Annotated in this window: 13 protein-coding genes; 10 read left to right on the top strand and 3 right to left on the bottom strand. The window is 70.7% G+C overall.

The genetic code is table 11. The features are described from left to right. Positions 1 to 36: 36 nt before the first annotated feature. Positions 37 to 954, bottom strand: coding sequence for a ferritin-like domain-containing protein (locus NAG42_RS37880; protein WP_250037163.1), 918 nt, complete (start codon positions 952 to 954; stop codon positions 37 to 39). A gap of 248 nt (positions 955 to 1202) precedes the next feature. Next, positions 1203 to 2213 carry a lipid II:glycine glycyltransferase FemX gene (locus tag NAG42_RS37875; protein WP_250037162.1) on the bottom strand — a complete coding sequence of 337 codons (1011 nt, stop codon included), beginning with the start codon at positions 2211 to 2213 and terminating at the stop codon, positions 1203 to 1205. Between the two features lie 177 nt (positions 2214 to 2390). Here NAG42_RS37875 and NAG42_RS37870 point away from each other — a divergent pair, with 177 nt between their 5' ends. The 10 genes from NAG42_RS37870 to NAG42_RS37825 are packed head-to-tail and all read left to right on the top strand — an operon-like array spanning position 2391 to position 14072. Continuing rightward, positions 2391 to 3161: a polysaccharide deacetylase family protein gene (locus NAG42_RS37870; protein ID WP_250037161.1), complete on the top strand. Its 771-nt coding sequence runs from the start codon at positions 2391 to 2393 to the stop codon at positions 3159 to 3161. Beyond that, entirely contained in the window at positions 3154 to 4296 is a 1143-nt protein-coding gene (locus NAG42_RS37865; RefSeq protein WP_250037160.1) for an aminotransferase class I/II-fold pyridoxal phosphate-dependent enzyme, read from the top strand. The genes NAG42_RS37870 and NAG42_RS37865 overlap by 8 nt, the downstream gene beginning before the upstream one ends. Positions 4297 to 4303: 7 nt before the next feature. Further along, the gene (locus NAG42_RS37860) at positions 4304 to 5587 is read left to right on the top strand and encodes a glycosyltransferase family 4 protein (protein WP_250037159.1); all 1284 of its coding nucleotides are present in this window, start codon (positions 4304 to 4306) and stop codon (positions 5585 to 5587) included. Between the two features lie 4 nt (positions 5588 to 5591). Continuing rightward, positions 5592 to 7208: a tyrosine-protein kinase domain-containing protein gene (locus NAG42_RS37855; RefSeq protein ID WP_250037158.1), complete on the top strand. Its 1617-nt coding sequence runs from the start codon at positions 5592 to 5594 to the stop codon at positions 7206 to 7208. Next, positions 7201 to 8487 carry a lipopolysaccharide biosynthesis protein gene (locus NAG42_RS37850; RefSeq protein ID WP_250037157.1) on the top strand — a complete coding sequence of 429 codons (1287 nt, stop codon included), beginning with the start codon at positions 7201 to 7203 and terminating at the stop codon, positions 8485 to 8487. The genes NAG42_RS37855 and NAG42_RS37850 overlap by 8 nt, the downstream gene beginning before the upstream one ends. After that, positions 8484 to 9692: an O-antigen ligase family protein gene (locus NAG42_RS37845; protein WP_250037156.1), complete on the top strand. Its 1209-nt coding sequence runs from the start codon at positions 8484 to 8486 to the stop codon at positions 9690 to 9692. Before NAG42_RS37850 ends, NAG42_RS37845 begins: the two co-directional genes overlap by 4 nt. Further along, positions 9689 to 10816 carry a hypothetical protein gene (locus tag NAG42_RS37840; protein ID WP_250037155.1) on the top strand — a complete coding sequence of 376 codons (1128 nt, stop codon included), beginning with the start codon at positions 9689 to 9691 and terminating at the stop codon, positions 10814 to 10816. The genes NAG42_RS37845 and NAG42_RS37840 overlap by 4 nt, the downstream gene beginning before the upstream one ends. Then, complete coding sequence (locus NAG42_RS37835; RefSeq protein WP_250037154.1) at positions 10813 to 11826, top strand: GNAT family N-acetyltransferase; 1014 nt, start codon at positions 10813 to 10815, stop codon at positions 11824 to 11826. The genes NAG42_RS37840 and NAG42_RS37835 overlap by 4 nt, the downstream gene beginning before the upstream one ends. A 9-nt stretch (positions 11827 to 11835) precedes the next feature. After that, positions 11836 to 13065, top strand: coding sequence for an FAD-dependent monooxygenase (locus NAG42_RS37830; protein ID WP_250037153.1), 1230 nt, complete (start codon positions 11836 to 11838; stop codon positions 13063 to 13065). Positions 13066 to 13067: 2 nt separating this feature from the next. Next, positions 13068 to 14072: a GNAT family N-acetyltransferase gene (locus tag NAG42_RS37825; RefSeq protein ID WP_250037152.1), complete on the top strand. Its 1005-nt coding sequence runs from the start codon at positions 13068 to 13070 to the stop codon at positions 14070 to 14072. A gap of 574 nt (positions 14073 to 14646) precedes the next feature. On the opposite strand, the gene NAG42_RS37820 is transcribed toward NAG42_RS37825, so the two are convergent. After that, on the bottom strand, positions 14647 to 15003 hold the full coding sequence (locus NAG42_RS37820; RefSeq protein WP_250037151.1) for a VOC family protein: 357 nt from the start codon (positions 15001 to 15003) through the stop codon (positions 14647 to 14649). Positions 15004 to 15228: the final 225 nt, after the last annotated feature.

Genomic DNA, 15228 nt, shown 5'->3' with positions numbered 1-15228 from the left:
TCGGCGGGCCCGGTGGTGTCCGACCGGCGATGTCGCTCAGGCGCTGGTGTTGAGCGGCCCGTTGACACCCTTCGGGTAGAAGCCACCCTTGGTGACCTTGTTCGCGTTGAGGTAGACGATGTTGAGGACCCGGTCGTAGGAACGGCTGAACGCGATGCCGTTCTTGTCGGTCGGGTTGATGTTGGCGCTCTTGTTGCGCACGATGCCCTGGTCCTCGTCGCCGTAGCCGTCGAGCGTGTTCCGGGCGGCCGACAGCTTCGCGACGTGCGCGCCCAGGTCTTTCTCGAACAGCGAGGAGCGGATGGTCGCGGCGTGGTACGCCTCGACCGAGAGAATGCCGGCGGCCGCTTCGAGGTAGGTCTTGTTGGTGATCAGCGGGGCGGCGCCCTTGTAGGCCGTCACGCCGACGTCCTCGAACAGGAACGCGGCCATCAGGAAGTTGTTCTCGTTGGCGTACGGGTCGAAGATGTCGTGCGCCCCGATCAGCTTGGCCGCCCGCGCCGCGTAGGTGAAGCTCTCGCGGATGTTGATGGCCGGCCTGGAGACCGCCGCCGAGCCGAGCGCGCCGCGCAGGAACTTGACGTGGGCCAGCTCGTCGCCCGCGATCTCGGCGGCGTACTGACGGATGCGGCTGGTCTTGAACGGCACCTTCTTGCCGCCGACGACCCCGCCCCGGGTGCCGGTGCCGGTGGTCATGCTGTCGGCCAAACCGTGGCCGTGCACGGCGTAGGAGTAGAACTCGGCCTCGAGGTATTCGAGGTTGAGCGCGAAATTGAGGACGGCGCCGTCGCTGGGTCCGTCCGCGTCCTCGGCATGGGCGGCCACGGTGCCGAGCGCGCCCGCCCCGACGACGCCGAGCCCGAGCGCTCCGGCGCTCCGCAGGAATCGGCGGCGGTCCTGGCCGTTCTCGGCGCTACGGCTGATCATCTGCCCGACGAGCTTTTTTCCGAACACGAGTTGCTCCTCAGTGCTGGTGTCGACGCCCGCGGCAGGCGGGCGTGAGGGGTGGTGCTGATGGGGCTGCCGTCGCCACTCGGGCATGGCTGCGCCACGGAGTGGGTCAGCGGAGTGGGGCGGGCAGCGCCGTCGAGCGGGAGCTACACCAGTGAGGACGAACTCCGTTCATTCCGTGGTGCCGCTCGCACCCTCACCGAACGTACGAGCACGCCGGAGCGCTGTCAGCCGGACGACCAAATTGCGAATCAGCCTCGGGCGCCGGTCAGCCGGGCCACGGTCCGCTGCTTCAGGGCGAACCCCTGCTGGGCGGCGTCGCGCAGGGTGGCGACCAGCGGTGAACGGGAGCGGCGAGCCCACGGGACGGGAACCTCGACGGTCCCGTACTTGGCCTTGTAGGAGTTTCCGCCGACGAAGTCGAACTCGGTCACGCCGCGAGCCTTGGCCCAGCGCATCGCGTGCCAGATGAGTGTCTCGTTAGGACGGAGGTGCTGGTGCTCCCGATAGCTGGCCCCGCCCCAGAAATACATCGTGCGGTGATACCACGGCAGGATCGCGGTGGCGATGCAGCGGCCGTCGCCGTCGCGCGCCCGGAGCAGGAGCAACTGCCCGGACGGCCCGACGTGGCGAATGAGCGAGCGGACCCGCTCGATCGAATAGGTCGGCACCAGATTCTGCTTGGCGAAAACGTCGCGTAACTGGTCGTGGAAATCGACGGCGAATGTCGGATCGTCGACAACCTCCTCGACTGTCACTCCGCTCTTGGCGGCCTTACGGATATTGCGCCGGCAGGCGCTCGCCATCGCACCGAAGAGGGCGTCCTCGGACGGGTTCAGGCCGATCACCGCGGTGGGGGCGTCGGACCAGCGCAGGCCCAGCCCGCCGAGGTCGCCGGGGGTCAGGCCGCGGTCGCGGATCTCGAGGTGGGCGCAGCCCAGGTCGGTGAAGGCGAACGGCATCAACGCCTCCAGGGCGGCCCGCCGCGACACCCCGGGATCCAGCGTGAAGCCCACATAGGACGTGGTCCAGCCGGCCATCGGGCTGCCGAGAATGCGCAGGCCGAAGCGCTTGGTGACCAGTCCGGTGAAGTGGCCGACGGTCCGGTCGCCGTCGGTCACCCGGGCCAGCACGGGCTCGGCTCGTTGCGCCTCGGCGACGAAGCGCAGCCACGGCTCGGTGTGGAAGATCAGGCGGTCGTCGTAGCCCTCGCGCTCGGCCCAGACGTCGGCCGCCGGCGCCACCCGGTGCAGTCGCAACATGCGTCACCCTCCGTGGGGCCGGGCCCCGAAAAGGCGATGATGCGCCGCCTCGAACCCATTCCGCAAGGGCCCCGAAATTGATGTGAAGAACTCTCACGTACCTAATGACAATTGCTACTGATGCCGCGCCACCCCCATTTGCGAGGGTCGTTCCAGACCGCGAACCGGAGGGTGCCCATGCCGTCGCCGACCTTGATCAGGAAGCGCCTGAACGAGCTCGAGCTGCGCAGCCGGCTCCGGGCCCGGCCCCGGGTGCAGGGCCGCGTCCTGGCGCCGGCCGGCGCGTTCCGCCGCCTGCCGCGCGCCGCCGGGCTCTATTTCCCCTTCTACCACGACGTCCTCCCCGAATACGCCACCGACCTGCGCCGCCACCTGCTCACCTTTCGGCGGCACGGTGAGCTCGTCTCGTGGGACGAGGCCCTCGGCATCCTGGCCGGCCGGCGACCGATGCACGGCCCGGTCTTCTGCCTCTCGTTCGACGACGGGCACGCCACCTGGCGCGACGTCGTCACGCCGGTGCTGCACGAGATCGGCGTGCCGGCGATGTTCTTCGTGACCACCGACCTGATCGGCCGGCCCGGCAACCTCACCTGGAGCGACTGCCGGGCGATGGCCGCGGCCGGTTTCGACTTCGGCTCGCACACGGTGACCCACCAGCGGCTGGCCGACCAGGACGACCGGGCGGCGGCGCACGAGCTGATCGACTCCAAGCACGAGATCGAGGATGAGCTCGGCTCCGAGATCCGGGACTTCGCGGCCCCGTACGGGCATCCGGCCGTCGATTACGGCCGGCGCGACGTCGAGATCGCGCGGGGCGCGGGTTATCGCAGTTTCGCCAGCACTCTCCGCCCGGCGATACACGCCGGCGACAGCCCTCTGGCCATCAACCGGCAGGGCCTGCACCCGGCCTGGCCGCTCTGGGCGGTAAGGACGCGCATCCATGACTGATACCCGCATCTGGCTGTCACCCCCGGACGTCGGCGAGCTCGAGCGCAAGTTGCTGCTGGAGGCCTTCGACTCCAACTGGGTCGCGCCGGTGGGGCCGGACCTCGACGCCTTCGAGGCCCAGATGGCCGAGATCGTCGGCGTCCGCCACGCGGTCGCGCTCAGCAGCGGCACCGCGGCCCTGCACCTCGCCCTGGTCGCGGCCGGCGTGCGCCGGGGCGACACCGTTCTCGTGCCGTCCTTCACCTTCGCCGCCACCGCCAACGCGGTGATGTATCTGGGCGCCCGCCCGGTCTTCCTGGACAGCACCGCGGAGAGCTGGAACGTCGACCCGGCGCTGGTCACCGAGGAGCTCAAGCGGCGCTGCGCCAAGGGCCGCCCGCCCCGCGCGGTGATCGCCGTCGACATGTACGGGCAGTGCGCCGACTACGAGCCGCTGATCGACGCGTGCGACCGCTACGGCGTCGCGCTCATCGAGGACGCGGCCGAGGCGCTCGGCGCGACCTATCGCGGCCGCCCGGCCGGGTCGTTCGGGCTGGCCGGCGTCCTGTCGTTCAACGGCAACAAGATCATCACCACCGGGGGCGGCGGCATGCTGGTCACCGACGACGACGGCATCGCCCGCCGGGCCCGGCATCTGGCCACTCAGGCCCGCGAGCCGTTCCCGCACTACGAGCACCGCTCGGTCGGCTACAACTACCGGCTCAGCAACCTGCTGGCCGCGGTCGGCCGGGGCCAGTTGCAGCGGTTGCACTCGATGATCGCCGCGCGGCGCGAGACCGGCCGGCACTACCGGGCCGCGCTGGGCGACCTGCCCGGCGTCACGTTCATGCCGGTCGCCGCCTACGGCGAGGCCAACTCGTGGCTCACCTGCCTGCTGATCGACGCCGAGCAGTTCGGCGCGAGCCGGGACCGGATCCTCGAGCGCCTCGCCGCCCAGGACATCGAGGCCCGGCCGACCTGGAAGCCGATGCACCTGCAGCCGGTCTTCCGTGACTGCGTCATGCGGGGTGGCGAGGTCTGCGCCGACCTCTTCCGCCGGGGGCTGTGCCTGCCCAGCGGTTCCGCGCTCACCGACCACGACCGGGATCGCGTCGTGGCTGCCGTGCGGGCGGTAGCCGCCGGAACGAAGGGGTAGCCACGACATGCACATCGTCTACATCCACCAGTACTACTGCAATCCTCGGATGGCCGGCGGCATCCGGTCGTACGAGCAGGCCCGCCGGCTCGTCGCCCGGGGGCACACGGTCGACGTCATCACGACCGACATCACCGGCACCCCGGCCCGGGCCGGCTGGCGGCAGACCGACGACGACGGCATCCGGGTGCACTGGTATTCGGTCCCCTACAACAACTCCATGTCGTACGCCCGCCGCATCCGCGCGTTCGCCCAGTTCATGGTCGTCGCCACGGCCAAGGCGGCGTCGATCAGAGCCGACCTGGTCTTCGCGACCAGCACGCCGCTGACCGTCGCCGTCCCCGGTGTGCTCGCGGCGAAGCTGCGCCGGGTGCCGTTCGTCTTCGAGGTGCGCGACCTGTGGCCTGAGGTGCCGATCCAGATGGGCGCGCTGCGCAACCCGGTGCTGCGCAGGGCGGCCGGCGCGCTGGCGAACTTCGCCTACCGCAACGCCGAGGAGGTCGTCGCCCTCTCCCCCGGCATGGCCGCCGGCGTCGTGGCCCGTCGCCCGTCGACCCGGACGACGGTCATTCCCAACGCCGCCGATCTGGCCATGTTCGAGGTCGGCGCGGCCGACGTCGAGGCCTTCCGGCGGCGGCACGAGTGGCTGGGTGACCGGCCGCTGATCGTCTACACCGGAGCGCTGGGCGCGGTGAACGGCGTCGACTACCTGGTGCGCGCGGCCCAGCGGATGCGCGAGCTGGACCCCGAGATCCGGGTGCTGATCGTGGGGCACGGCAAGGAGTGGGAGCCGACCAAGCGGCTCGCGGCCGAGCTCGGGTTGCTCGACGACACCGTACGGATGTGGGACAAGGTGCCGAAAGCCGAGCTGCCGCTGATCCTGGGCGCCGCCACGATGTCGACCAGCTTCGTGCGGCCGATCCGCGCGCTGTGGGAGAACTCGGCCAACAAGTTCTTCGACGCGCTCGCCGCCGGACGGCCGATCGCCATCAACTACGGCGGCTGGCAGGCCGGCCTGATCGACGAGTTCGGTGCCGGGCTCGTGCTCGACCCGACCGACACCGGCGACGCCGCCGAGCAGTTCGTCAAGCACTGCCGGGACGAGTCGTGGCTGGCCCAGGCCCGCGCCGCCGCACACCGGCTCGCCGTGGAGCAGTTCTCCCGCGACCTCCTGTTCGACCGGTTCGCCGACGTCCTCGACCGGGCCGCGCACAGCAAGAACGCCTTCGGCCGGGCCGCGCACAGCAAGAACGCCTTCGGCCGGGCCGCGCACAGCAAGAGCAGGAGTTGAGAGCGTGGAACTGCGCGAGTACGTGCGGGCGTGCCGCCGCCGCTGGGTCTGGATCGTCGTGCCGATCCTGCTGGCCATGGGCGCGGCGGCCGGGCTGTCGCTGACCCGGGAGCCGGCGTACCGGTCCTCGATGATCCTGTTCGTCACCACCGGGTCGGGTGACCCGGATGCCAAGGCGAGCCGTCTCAACTCGTACATCACCCTGCTCACCGGCCCGCGGGTGGCGCAGAGCGTGGCCACCAAGCTCGGCGCGCCCGCCACCGCGGCCGAGGTCAGCAAGAGCCTGTCGGCCGAGGTCCAGGCCGGCACCGATCTGCTGGTGGTGACGGCCAAGGACGCGTCGGCCGAGCGCAGCCGCACGATGGTCACGAGCGCCACCTCGGCCCTGGTCGCGCTGGCCAAGAAACTCGATCCGCCGGTGGCCGCGGCCGACGGGCCCCCGCCGCAGATCACCGTCGCCCAGGAGGCAGTGACCACTCAGGAGCCCGGCACCCTCGTCCGCGATGTGGGCTTCTCGGCCGTGCTCGGACTCCTCGTGGGGGGAGTCGCGGTCGCGGTGCGCGAGGCCACCCGCCGGACCGTGGCCGAGGAGGACGACCTGCGCCGGCTCGGCATCGGCACGGTCGGGGTCATCTCGCTCACCGGCCGCTGGGTCCGGTCCGGGCAGGCCGATTCGGCGATCGCCGAGGGTTTCCGGCGGCTGCGCAGCCTGCTGCCCGAGACACCGAGCCTGCGCCGGGGCGACCCCCAGGGCACCGCGCTGATGCTGACCGCGGCCAACCCCAAGGAGGGGACGACCGCGGTCGCCTGCGGGCTGGCGATCGCGATGGCCGAGACCGGCGCGCGGGTGCTGCTGGTCGACGCGAACCTGCGCTCGCCCGGGGTGGGCCGCTATCTCGCGATGGAGGGCGGGCCCGGCCTGGCCGACGTGCTGGCCGGCAACGCCCGGGTGAGCGACGTGCTGCGCGACCCGCTGGACGGGCGCCTGACCGTCCTGCCGCCCGGCGACCGGCGATCCGACCCGGGTCAGGTTCTCGCCTCGCCCCGGCTCGCGGCGACCGTACGCGAGCTGACCTCACGCTTCGACATCGTGCTGATCGACGCGCCGCCGTTGCAGGGGGTGGCCGACGCGGCTGTGCTGGGCAAGGTGACCGACGGCGCGCTCCTGGTGGTGCGGGCCAACCGGACCCGTACGGCCGACGTGCAGCGCTCGACCGACCTGCTCGAGCGGGTCGGCACCCGGCTCGTCGGCGCGGTCCTCAACGCCCTGCCCCGCCGTCTGCCGACCGAAGCCGGCCCGGCCCAGCCGCGCATCCCCGCGGCGCAGGACGACGGTCTGGTCACCACGCTGCTCGGGCATCGGGAGGAGCCCGAGCAGGCGCCGGTCTCCCCGGCCAACCCGGTCAGCGGCCGGGCCCGGGTGGCCGGGACCGCGGTCGCCCGCGCCGGTCAACCGGCGAAACCGGCCGAGGTCATCCAGCAGCGGCAACCCGACGACGGCGGGACCACGCAGAAGATCGCTTTCACGCCGATGGACGGCATCACCACGCAGAAGATCAAGCCGATCAACGGCAGCGACCTGGCGCGCAAGGCGGAGAAAGCGGAGCCGAAGGATGAGTGAGCTCCAGGCGGAGCGCCCCGCGGCGGAGGTCACCCCTCCCCGGCGGACCGGCGCGATCGCCTGGGCCGGCGGGCAACTGCGCGAACCCTTCGTCCAGCTCTTCGCGTCCCAGTTGCTCACCGGCGGGGTCGCCTTCGTCGCGAACATCCTGATGGTCCGGGCCCTCGCCCCCGCGCACCGCGGCGAGGTCGCGCTCATGCTCCAGGTCGTCTATCTGGCCACCCAGTTCATGTTGCTGGGCACCGAGCGCAGCTTCGTGGCGAGTTATCACGAGATCACCCCGGCCGCGGCCGTCCGGGCGTACGGGAAGCTCTTGATCGTCCCCTGTGCGGCCGGAATCGCACTGGCCGCCGGATTCGAAATGGTGGCGCCCGGCCATTACAACCCGGGCCTGCTGGTGATCGGGCTGATCACCCTCTACACCCTGGTCGAGGTGGCCGGCCTGGCCACCCGGGCGATCGCCATCGCGGCCGGGCGGGTCGGCGACTTCCTGATCTGCCGGGTCGTCGAGGCGCTGCTGCTGCTCGGCCTGCTGGTGGTGCTCTTCGTCGCGAACACCACCACGCCGGCACTCTGGATCGTCGCCTACCTGATCGCCGGTCTGGTGCCGACCACCGTCTACATCGTCCTGTGGCTGCGCCGGCCGGCACCGGACGGATCGGCCCTGCCCGACCGCAACCGCCTCGTCCGCAAGGAGGGCCTGGCTCTCTTCCCGGCCGCCATCTCCAACATGGCGATGCTGCGCTCGGACCGGCTGGCGCTGCCGGCGCTCGCCTCGACCTCGGCACTCGGCCTCTATGCCGCCGTGGCCACGATGACCGAGCTGCTGGCCTGGCCGATCCGGGCGTACGCCGACTCGCGGCTGGGCAAGTGGCGGCGGGACCACCAGAACGGCGGCCTGCCGACCCGCCCGATCCTGCTCGCCGTCGGCCTCTACTGCGTGGTGGTCACGCCGATCGCCGCCGGTGGGCTCTACCTGCTCATCGTGCCGGTCTTCGGCCAGGACTACGCGCCGGCCAAGGCGGTCATCGTGCCGCTGGTGGCCGCGGCCGGGCTCTACGCCATCTCCCGGGTGACGCTCGGGCTGCTCATCGCCAAGGGCCGCGGCAGCCTGGTGTCGGCCGCCGAGATCACCGGTTTCGTGGTCAGCTTCGTCGCCTACCTCACGCTCATCCCGGCCTTCGGCATCCTGGGCGCGGCCTACGGCTCCCTCGTCGGCTACGGCTCGTGCCTGCTCTTCGCGCTGGTCGCCAACCGCCTGACCGGTGAACCACGATGACGTGGCTGCGCACCCCGCGGGTCTTCCTGGCGCCCGGGCTGATCCTGATCCTGGTGGCCATCGGCGGCCGGTTCACGCTCGACCGGGCCGGATACACCGATCTGGCCTGGGTCGACCTGCGGGTGGCCGGTCTGCTGGTGGCACTGGCCGTGCTGCTGGTCGACGTCGCCCGCCGGCCCCGGGTCCCGGCGGGCGGGCGACGCGAGGGCTGGCTCGTCGCCACCCTGCTGTTCTTCCTGTTCCAGATCGCCTCGGCGCTGTGGTCGCCGGCCGCCTCGCGGGTCGGGCCGCAGACGCTCGACCTGGTGCTGATGGGCGCCCTGGTCGTCGCTTTCTACGTCTACGCCGTGGGCAACCCGGAAGCGGTCGTGCGCACGGCGTTCCTGCTGTTCTATGTCGCCGCGATCGTCTTCGCGCTGGCCGCGCTCTTTGTCAACGGCCCGGGCGATCAGGGCCGGTATTCGGCGTTCGGCGGCGGCCCCAACGTTTTCGTCCGCATCGAGATCCTCGGCATCATCAGCGCGGTGGCACTGGCCCTGTTCCACCGCCGCCTGCTGCCGCTGCTGGCCACTCCGCTGTTCGGCCTGGCCGCCGTGCTCTCCGGCTCCCGGGCCGGTCTGCTCGCCGGTGCGGCCGTGGGAGCGGTGGCGCTCTTCAAGATCCGGCGCCGGTTGCACCCCGGGGCGATCGCCGGTGCCTTCGCCTTCGTCGCGGTGGCGGTGGCGGCGATCTGGGCGCTGGCCCCGCCCGCGTTCACCAACCTGTTCCAGGAGCGGTTCGTCGAGCAGACCGTGCAGGACCGTTACCTCTCCGACCGCACCGACATCTGGGCGGCGGCGTGGCGGCTGGCGGTCGAGCATCCGCTGGCCGGCGCCGGGCTGGACGGCTTCTACGGCTACATCGGAGTCAACCAGTTCGTCGAATACCCGCACAACTACGTGCTCGGCGTCGCCGCCGAGGGCGGCCTGATCGGCATCGGGCTGCTCACCGCAGCCGTACTGCTGTGGACCGCGACCGTGCGCGGCGGCGGGCTCCGGCCGCAGCTGACCGGCCTGGCCGTGGCCGCCGCCGTCTTCGTCGGGCTGAGCAGCCTGTTCTCCGGCGACTACTACGACTCCCGGCTGGCCTGGCTGTTCGCCGCGATGGCGGCGGCCGCGGCGTCGGTCCCCTCTGTTCAACCCGATCATCAGGAGGTGCCGGCGTGACCGCGCACATCGGCCGCCGGGCGTTGCTGCTGGCCGCACTCGGCTCGCTCGCCGCCTGCACCACACCACAGGACGAATCGACCGCGACCCTGTCGCCGCTGCCCGCCGAGCCCGAACCGGTGGTGAAGGCGGCCACCCTGAAGCCGGTCAGCCACTGGGCCGGGATCTTCCTGCGCGGCTGGAACTACCAGGCCGAGGTGGGGCTGCCGCTGAGCAGCTCGGGCGACAGCTGGGACCACTACGAGCTCTCCTACTCGGTCGACGCCTGCGTGGCGATGTTCCGGGCCACCGGCGAGCGCCGCTACCTCGACCGGGCCCTGCAGTTCGTCGAGAACGTGACCGGCTCGGCGAAACCCGTCCGCGGCGGCTATCTGGGGTGGACGTCGGCCAACGAGGACGGCGACGAGGTCCCGCTCTACGAGAGCTACTTCTGGCGGTACGGGACGGCGCTGCTGGTGGCCATGCGGGAGAACGAATCCGTGTACGGCAACGTGCAGTACCGCGCCCGGTTCGACCGCCTGCTGGCCTTCGCCGAGAAGAACGTCTTCGACAAGTGGCACGCGCGCGGGCCCGAGGACACGATCTATCGGGAACGGACGCACATGGCGTCGCACTGGGGTCTGATCGCGCTCAACCTGTCCCGGGTGACCGGCGACCCGGCCCGCAAAAAGCGCCTCCAGACGGTCGTCGCCGACGTCGACCAGCACGTGCCGGGGCACAGCGGCGGGCTGCGGCAACAGATGCGCCGCAACCCGGCCGAGGCGACCGCCTACTTCTGGAGCGACGTGTGGGGTTCGGCCCAGCGGCCGGGCCAGGACGTCAGCCACGGCAACGGTGTGCTGGCGTACGTGGTGGAAGCCCGCGACCGCGGCCGCTTCTGGACCAAGGCCGACCTCGCGGCCTTTTCCCGCACGCTGACCCGCGTCGTCTGGCCCAGCGGCACAACCTATCGGGCCAATGTGGACGGCACCGGCTCGGACAACGGGTGGTTCTCGGACGGGTTCGTCAAGCTCGGCCGCTCCGACCCGGCCGTCCAGCAACGGCTGGAGAGCCATCAGGTCGTCAACGACCAGTTCGCCGCCAACATGGCGCTCAACGCCTTTGTGTTAGGAGCAATCAGATGACCGCAGCGCTCGTGGGACCGGCGGCCCGGGAGTGGAAGGAGGCTCTGCACCGCACCCGGCACGACACCTACCACCTGCCCGGCTATGTCACGCTCGACGCGGCTCTGTATTCGGGCACGCCGGCCGCCTTCTGGTATTCCGACGGCGACCGCCAGCTGCTTCTCCCGCTGATCCTCCGCGACATCCCCGGCACCGGATTGCGCGACGGCCTTTCCCCGTACGGGTATCCGGGGCCGGTCAGCGATGCGATGCCCGGCGACCGCGACTTCTGGGAGCGGGCCGGCGTGGCGATGCTCGAGACGCTGCGCGACGAGGGGATCGTGACGGCCTTCGTCCGCATGCACCCGCTGCTGCCCGCGCCGCTGACCGTGCTGGGCCGGTTCGGCACGATGGTGCACCACGGCGAGACCGTCTCGATGGACCTCACGGTCAGCCTCGACGAGATGTGGAAACAGACCCGCAGCGACCACCGCAACCACATCAACCGCGCGCGACGGGCCCGCACCGAGGTGGTCTTCGACGACTGGGACCGGCTCGGCGAATGGGTCGAGGTCTACCACGACAACATGCGGCGGGTCGGCGCGTCGGGCTACTACTTCTTCAGCCACGAGCACCTGGCCGCCCTGCACGACGTGATGGGCGACCGGATGCACCTCGCGGTCGCGCTCGAGGACGGCGAAGTGGTCGGCGGCAACACGTTCTTCGAGCATCACGGCATCGCCACCGGCTACGTCTCGTCGACCCGGCGGGCGCCCAAGCGATACGCCGACGAGTTGCTCTACGACGAGGTCCGGCGCTGGTGCAAGGCGCGCGGTGACACCGTCTTCCACCTGGGCGGGGGCAAAGGTGGCGAACAGGATTCGCTGTTCTCGTACAAGGCCGGGTTCTCGCCGCGGCGGCACGCGTTCCACACCTGGCGCGTCGTGACCGACCGGATGGCGTACGAGGATCTGGTCTCCGCCGCCGGCCGGGACACCGACGAGTCCGGCACCTTCCCGCCCTACCGTTAGGAGTGCCCCATGCGGATCACCTGTGTCGGCGGTGGCCCCGCCGGTCTGTACTTCGCGGTGCTGGCCAAGCTCGCCGATCCCGGCCACGAGGTCACCGTTCTCGAGCGCAACCCGCGCGGGACCACGTACGGGTGGGGGGTCGTGTTCTGGGACGACCTGCTCGACGACCTGTTCGCCTACGACCCGGTCAGCGCCGGGCAGATATGGGAGGCGGCCTGCCAGTGGGACGAGTACGAGGTGCGGGCCACCGGTAAGGAAGTCACCCATCTCGCGGGGTACGGCTTCAGCCTGGGGCGGCACAAGCTGCTGTCCTTGCTCGAGTCCCGCGCTCTGTCGCTCGGGGTGGACGTGCGGTGGTCGGCTTCCGAGGCCGACATCCCGGACTCGGATCTGATCGTGGCGGCCGACGGTGCCGGCAGTTCCCTGCGGGCACTGGACGCGTCCCATTTCGGCACGTCGGTCGAGATGGGTGGCAACAAGTACATCTGGCTCGGGACCTCACACGTGTTCCGCACGTTCACGTTCGGCTTCGAGCGGACCCCGGCCGGCTGGATCTGGTTCCACGCCTACCCGTTCGACGACACCACGAGCACCTTCATCGTCGAGTGCACGCCCACCACGTGGGCCGCGCTCGAGCTCGACCGGCTCGACGCCGAGGCCGGTTGCGCCCGCCTCGAGACCATCTTCGCGGCCCACCTGGACGGACAGCGACTGGTCGACCACCGGGCGGACTCCGGGGGCACCGGGTGGATGAACTTCCGCCGCGTCACCAACCAGCGCTGGGACAACGGCAACGTGGTGCTGATGGGCGACGCCGCGCACACCACCCACTACGCCATCGGCTCGGGCACCAAGCTGGCCCTGCAGGACGCGATGGCGCTGGCCGACGCGCTGTCGTCGGGCGGGCCGCTGGCCGCGGCCCTGGAACGGTACGAGCATCGCCGCCGCGCCGCCCTCGCCCCGCTGCAACGGGCCGCCCTGGCCAGTAGCGAGTGGTTCGAGCGGATGCCGGATTACGCCGGCCTGCCGTCGATCCGCTTCTCCTACGCGCTTTCCGACCGCCGCGGCGAATATCCACTATGGCGCTATTTGCTGCACCGGGCTACCCAGCAGGCGGTGCCGCGGGCCATGCTTCGCTGGGCACTGAACGCACGACGATGGACTCGGGCACGCCGCCGCCCCGGCGCCGCCCCCTCCGCGCCGTCCGCCCGGGCGGCGCCCCTACCCACAGGAGGTTGACTATGGCCGATGCCGCAGTGCTGTCACCCCCGGACCCGGCTTGGAAGGAGGCACTCGACCGGGTCCGGCACGACATCTACCACGTCCCCGAGTACGTGCGCCTCGACGCCGGCCTGACCGGCGGCACTCCGGTGGCTTTCCGATACTCCGAGGCGGGACGCGTCCTTCTGGTTCCCCTGCTGCTCAGGCCGGTGCCCGACACCGACCTGCAGGACGCGACCTCGCCGTACGGATATCCAGGCCCCGTCGGCAGCAACGATGCTGCCTTCTGGTCACGCGCGGCCGGCGCGATGACCGAGCTGCTCTGCACGCAGGGTGTGGTGACCGTCTTCGCCCGCCTGCACCCGCTGCTGCCGTTCTTCCGGTCCGCGCTGGAGGCGGCGGGGACGGTGGTGACCCACGGCGAGACGGTGTCGATCGATCTCACGCTCAGCCTGGACGAGATCTGGTCGCAGACCCACCGCAGCCACCGCAACCAGATCAACAAGGCCCGGCGGGCCGGGGTCGACATCGTCTTCGACGACTGGACCCTGCTCGACGACTGGATCGAGACCTACCACGCGACCATGCGCCGCGTGGGCGCCACCGAGTTCTACTTCTTCGACGCCGCCTATTTCACCGCGTTGCGCACCGCCCTGCGCGACCACGCCCACCTCGCCGTCGCGCTCCACGACGGCCGCGTGCTCGGGGGAAACCTCTTCTTCGAGTACGGCGGAATCATGCACACCCACCTGCAGTCCACCGCCGACGCGCCGATCCACTACGCCGACAAACTGCTCTACCACGAGGTACGCACCTGGGGCCGCGCCCGCGGCAACACGGTCTACCACCTCGGTGGCGGCGTCGGCGGCTCGGCCGATTCGCTGTTCCGCTACAAGTCCCAGTTCGCGTCGGGCCGCCAGCCGTTCCACACCTGGCGGGTCATCACCGAACCCCGTGCCTTCGAGAAGCTCGTCGGCACCCCCACCCCGGAATCATTGACCGGCCGCTTCCCGCCCTACCGCTGATCCCGGCGCTCTCTCTTCCCACCAGTGCGGCCGCTGATCCGCAGCGGTTCCCACCGCCCGCCGGCTCCGCCCCGAGCCGGCGGGCGCGCCGCCGGTCGCCTGCCAGGTCGAGCCCGTGTAACGGGCCGAATTGATCCCCATCGCCCACGAATCCGGCTACCGGACGGGCAAGATCGGCCGCTTCGACGGAGGCCTGTTCTTCTGCGCCGGCTGGAACCAAAACGCGTACGTGCATCGCTCGGCCTGGTTGACACCTCGAGTGAGCGAGCCGGCGACGGCGGTCGGGTCGAGCTCTACCCCGACCACCTGGGCTTCCACGAGCCGTGGGACGGCTACTACGACACCTGACGACGCTTCGAGGTTCTGTCCCACGAACAGTGACCAACGTCCGGCGCCGTATCGACGCCCCAAGAAACCATCGAGGTGACTTCGGCCCGGCGCCGACTGGTCGTGCCGGTGTTCGGCTCGCCGCCACGTCGGATCCGTACCGGCCGCCCCGGCTTGGACCTGCTCGGTAAGCGGATTCTGACTGCCTGATGAGCCAGGCGGACGCCAAGCTGTGGACCCTTCCGGATCAGGTCAAACAGAGGCAGAACGGGTGGCCTGCCGGGTCCAGGAAGATCCGGAAAGACGTATCGGATTGATCCGGATGCCTGGTCGCACCGAGATCGACAACCACCGCCTCGGCCGCGTCGAGATCGTCGACGAGCATGTCGAGGTGCATCTGCTGAGGCCGCTCCTGGGTCGGCCACGTCGGCGGCGCGTAGTCGTCCACCCGATGGAAGGAGATGCACCGGCCGTCCCCACCGCAGGCCGAAGCCCGGTCGGCGGAGACGTCGACCTTCCAATCCAGCATCGCACCATAGAACCGGGCAAGCGCGCCAGGATCGGGACAGTCGATGACGATGAGGGGCAAGCGAACGACAGCCATGGCAGCAAGGATATTGACGAGTGCGACGCGAGCCGTCCTCGACCGTTGTCCGGGCCTGCCGCCACCCTGATCACCTCGTCGAGCCTGACACCGGCCGGATGCATCGTTGCCCGGCACCGGCAGCCTCTGCTGACCTGATGACGCAGCCTGTGGCGCGGGCGATCCCGGCTGGGCCGGTCAGCTCCGGGAACATCTCGGCCGGGGTGGGCTGGGCGAACGGGCGGC

Source organism: Paractinoplanes maris, assembly GCF_023544465.1.
GTDB lineage: Bacteria > Actinomycetota > Actinomycetes > Mycobacteriales > Micromonosporaceae > Actinoplanes > Actinoplanes maris.
The sequence above is the reverse complement of the archived record's forward strand: the minus strand, read 5'-3'. Positions and strand labels throughout refer to the sequence as shown.

Excerpts from the sequence above, each read along its gene's own strand:
- NAG42_RS37865 (WP_250037160.1), top strand. The coding sequence starts at position 3,154 with ATGACTGATACCCGCATCTGGCTGTCACCCCCGGACGTCGGCGAGCTC.
- NAG42_RS37835 (WP_250037154.1), top strand. The coding sequence starts at position 10,813 with ATGACCGCAGCGCTCGTGGGACCGGCGGCCCGGGAGTGGAAGGAGGCT.
- NAG42_RS37870 (WP_250037161.1), top strand. The coding sequence starts at position 2,391 with ATGCCGTCGCCGACCTTGATCAGGAAGCGCCTGAACGAGCTCGAGCTG.
- NAG42_RS37875 (WP_250037162.1), bottom strand. The coding sequence starts at position 2,213 with ATGTTGCGACTGCACCGGGTGGCGCCGGCGGCCGACGTCTGGGCCGAG.
- NAG42_RS37845 (WP_250037156.1), top strand. The coding sequence starts at position 8,484 with ATGACGTGGCTGCGCACCCCGCGGGTCTTCCTGGCGCCCGGGCTGATC.
- NAG42_RS37830 (WP_250037153.1), top strand. The coding sequence starts at position 11,836 with ATGCGGATCACCTGTGTCGGCGGTGGCCCCGCCGGTCTGTACTTCGCG.
- NAG42_RS37820 (WP_250037151.1), bottom strand. The coding sequence starts at position 15,003 with ATGGCTGTCGTTCGCTTGCCCCTCATCGTCATCGACTGTCCCGATCCT.
- NAG42_RS37860 (WP_250037159.1), top strand. The coding sequence starts at position 4,304 with ATGCACATCGTCTACATCCACCAGTACTACTGCAATCCTCGGATGGCC.
- NAG42_RS37825 (WP_250037152.1), top strand. The coding sequence starts at position 13,068 with ATGGCCGATGCCGCAGTGCTGTCACCCCCGGACCCGGCTTGGAAGGAG.
- NAG42_RS37850 (WP_250037157.1), top strand. The coding sequence starts at position 7,201 with ATGAGTGAGCTCCAGGCGGAGCGCCCCGCGGCGGAGGTCACCCCTCCC.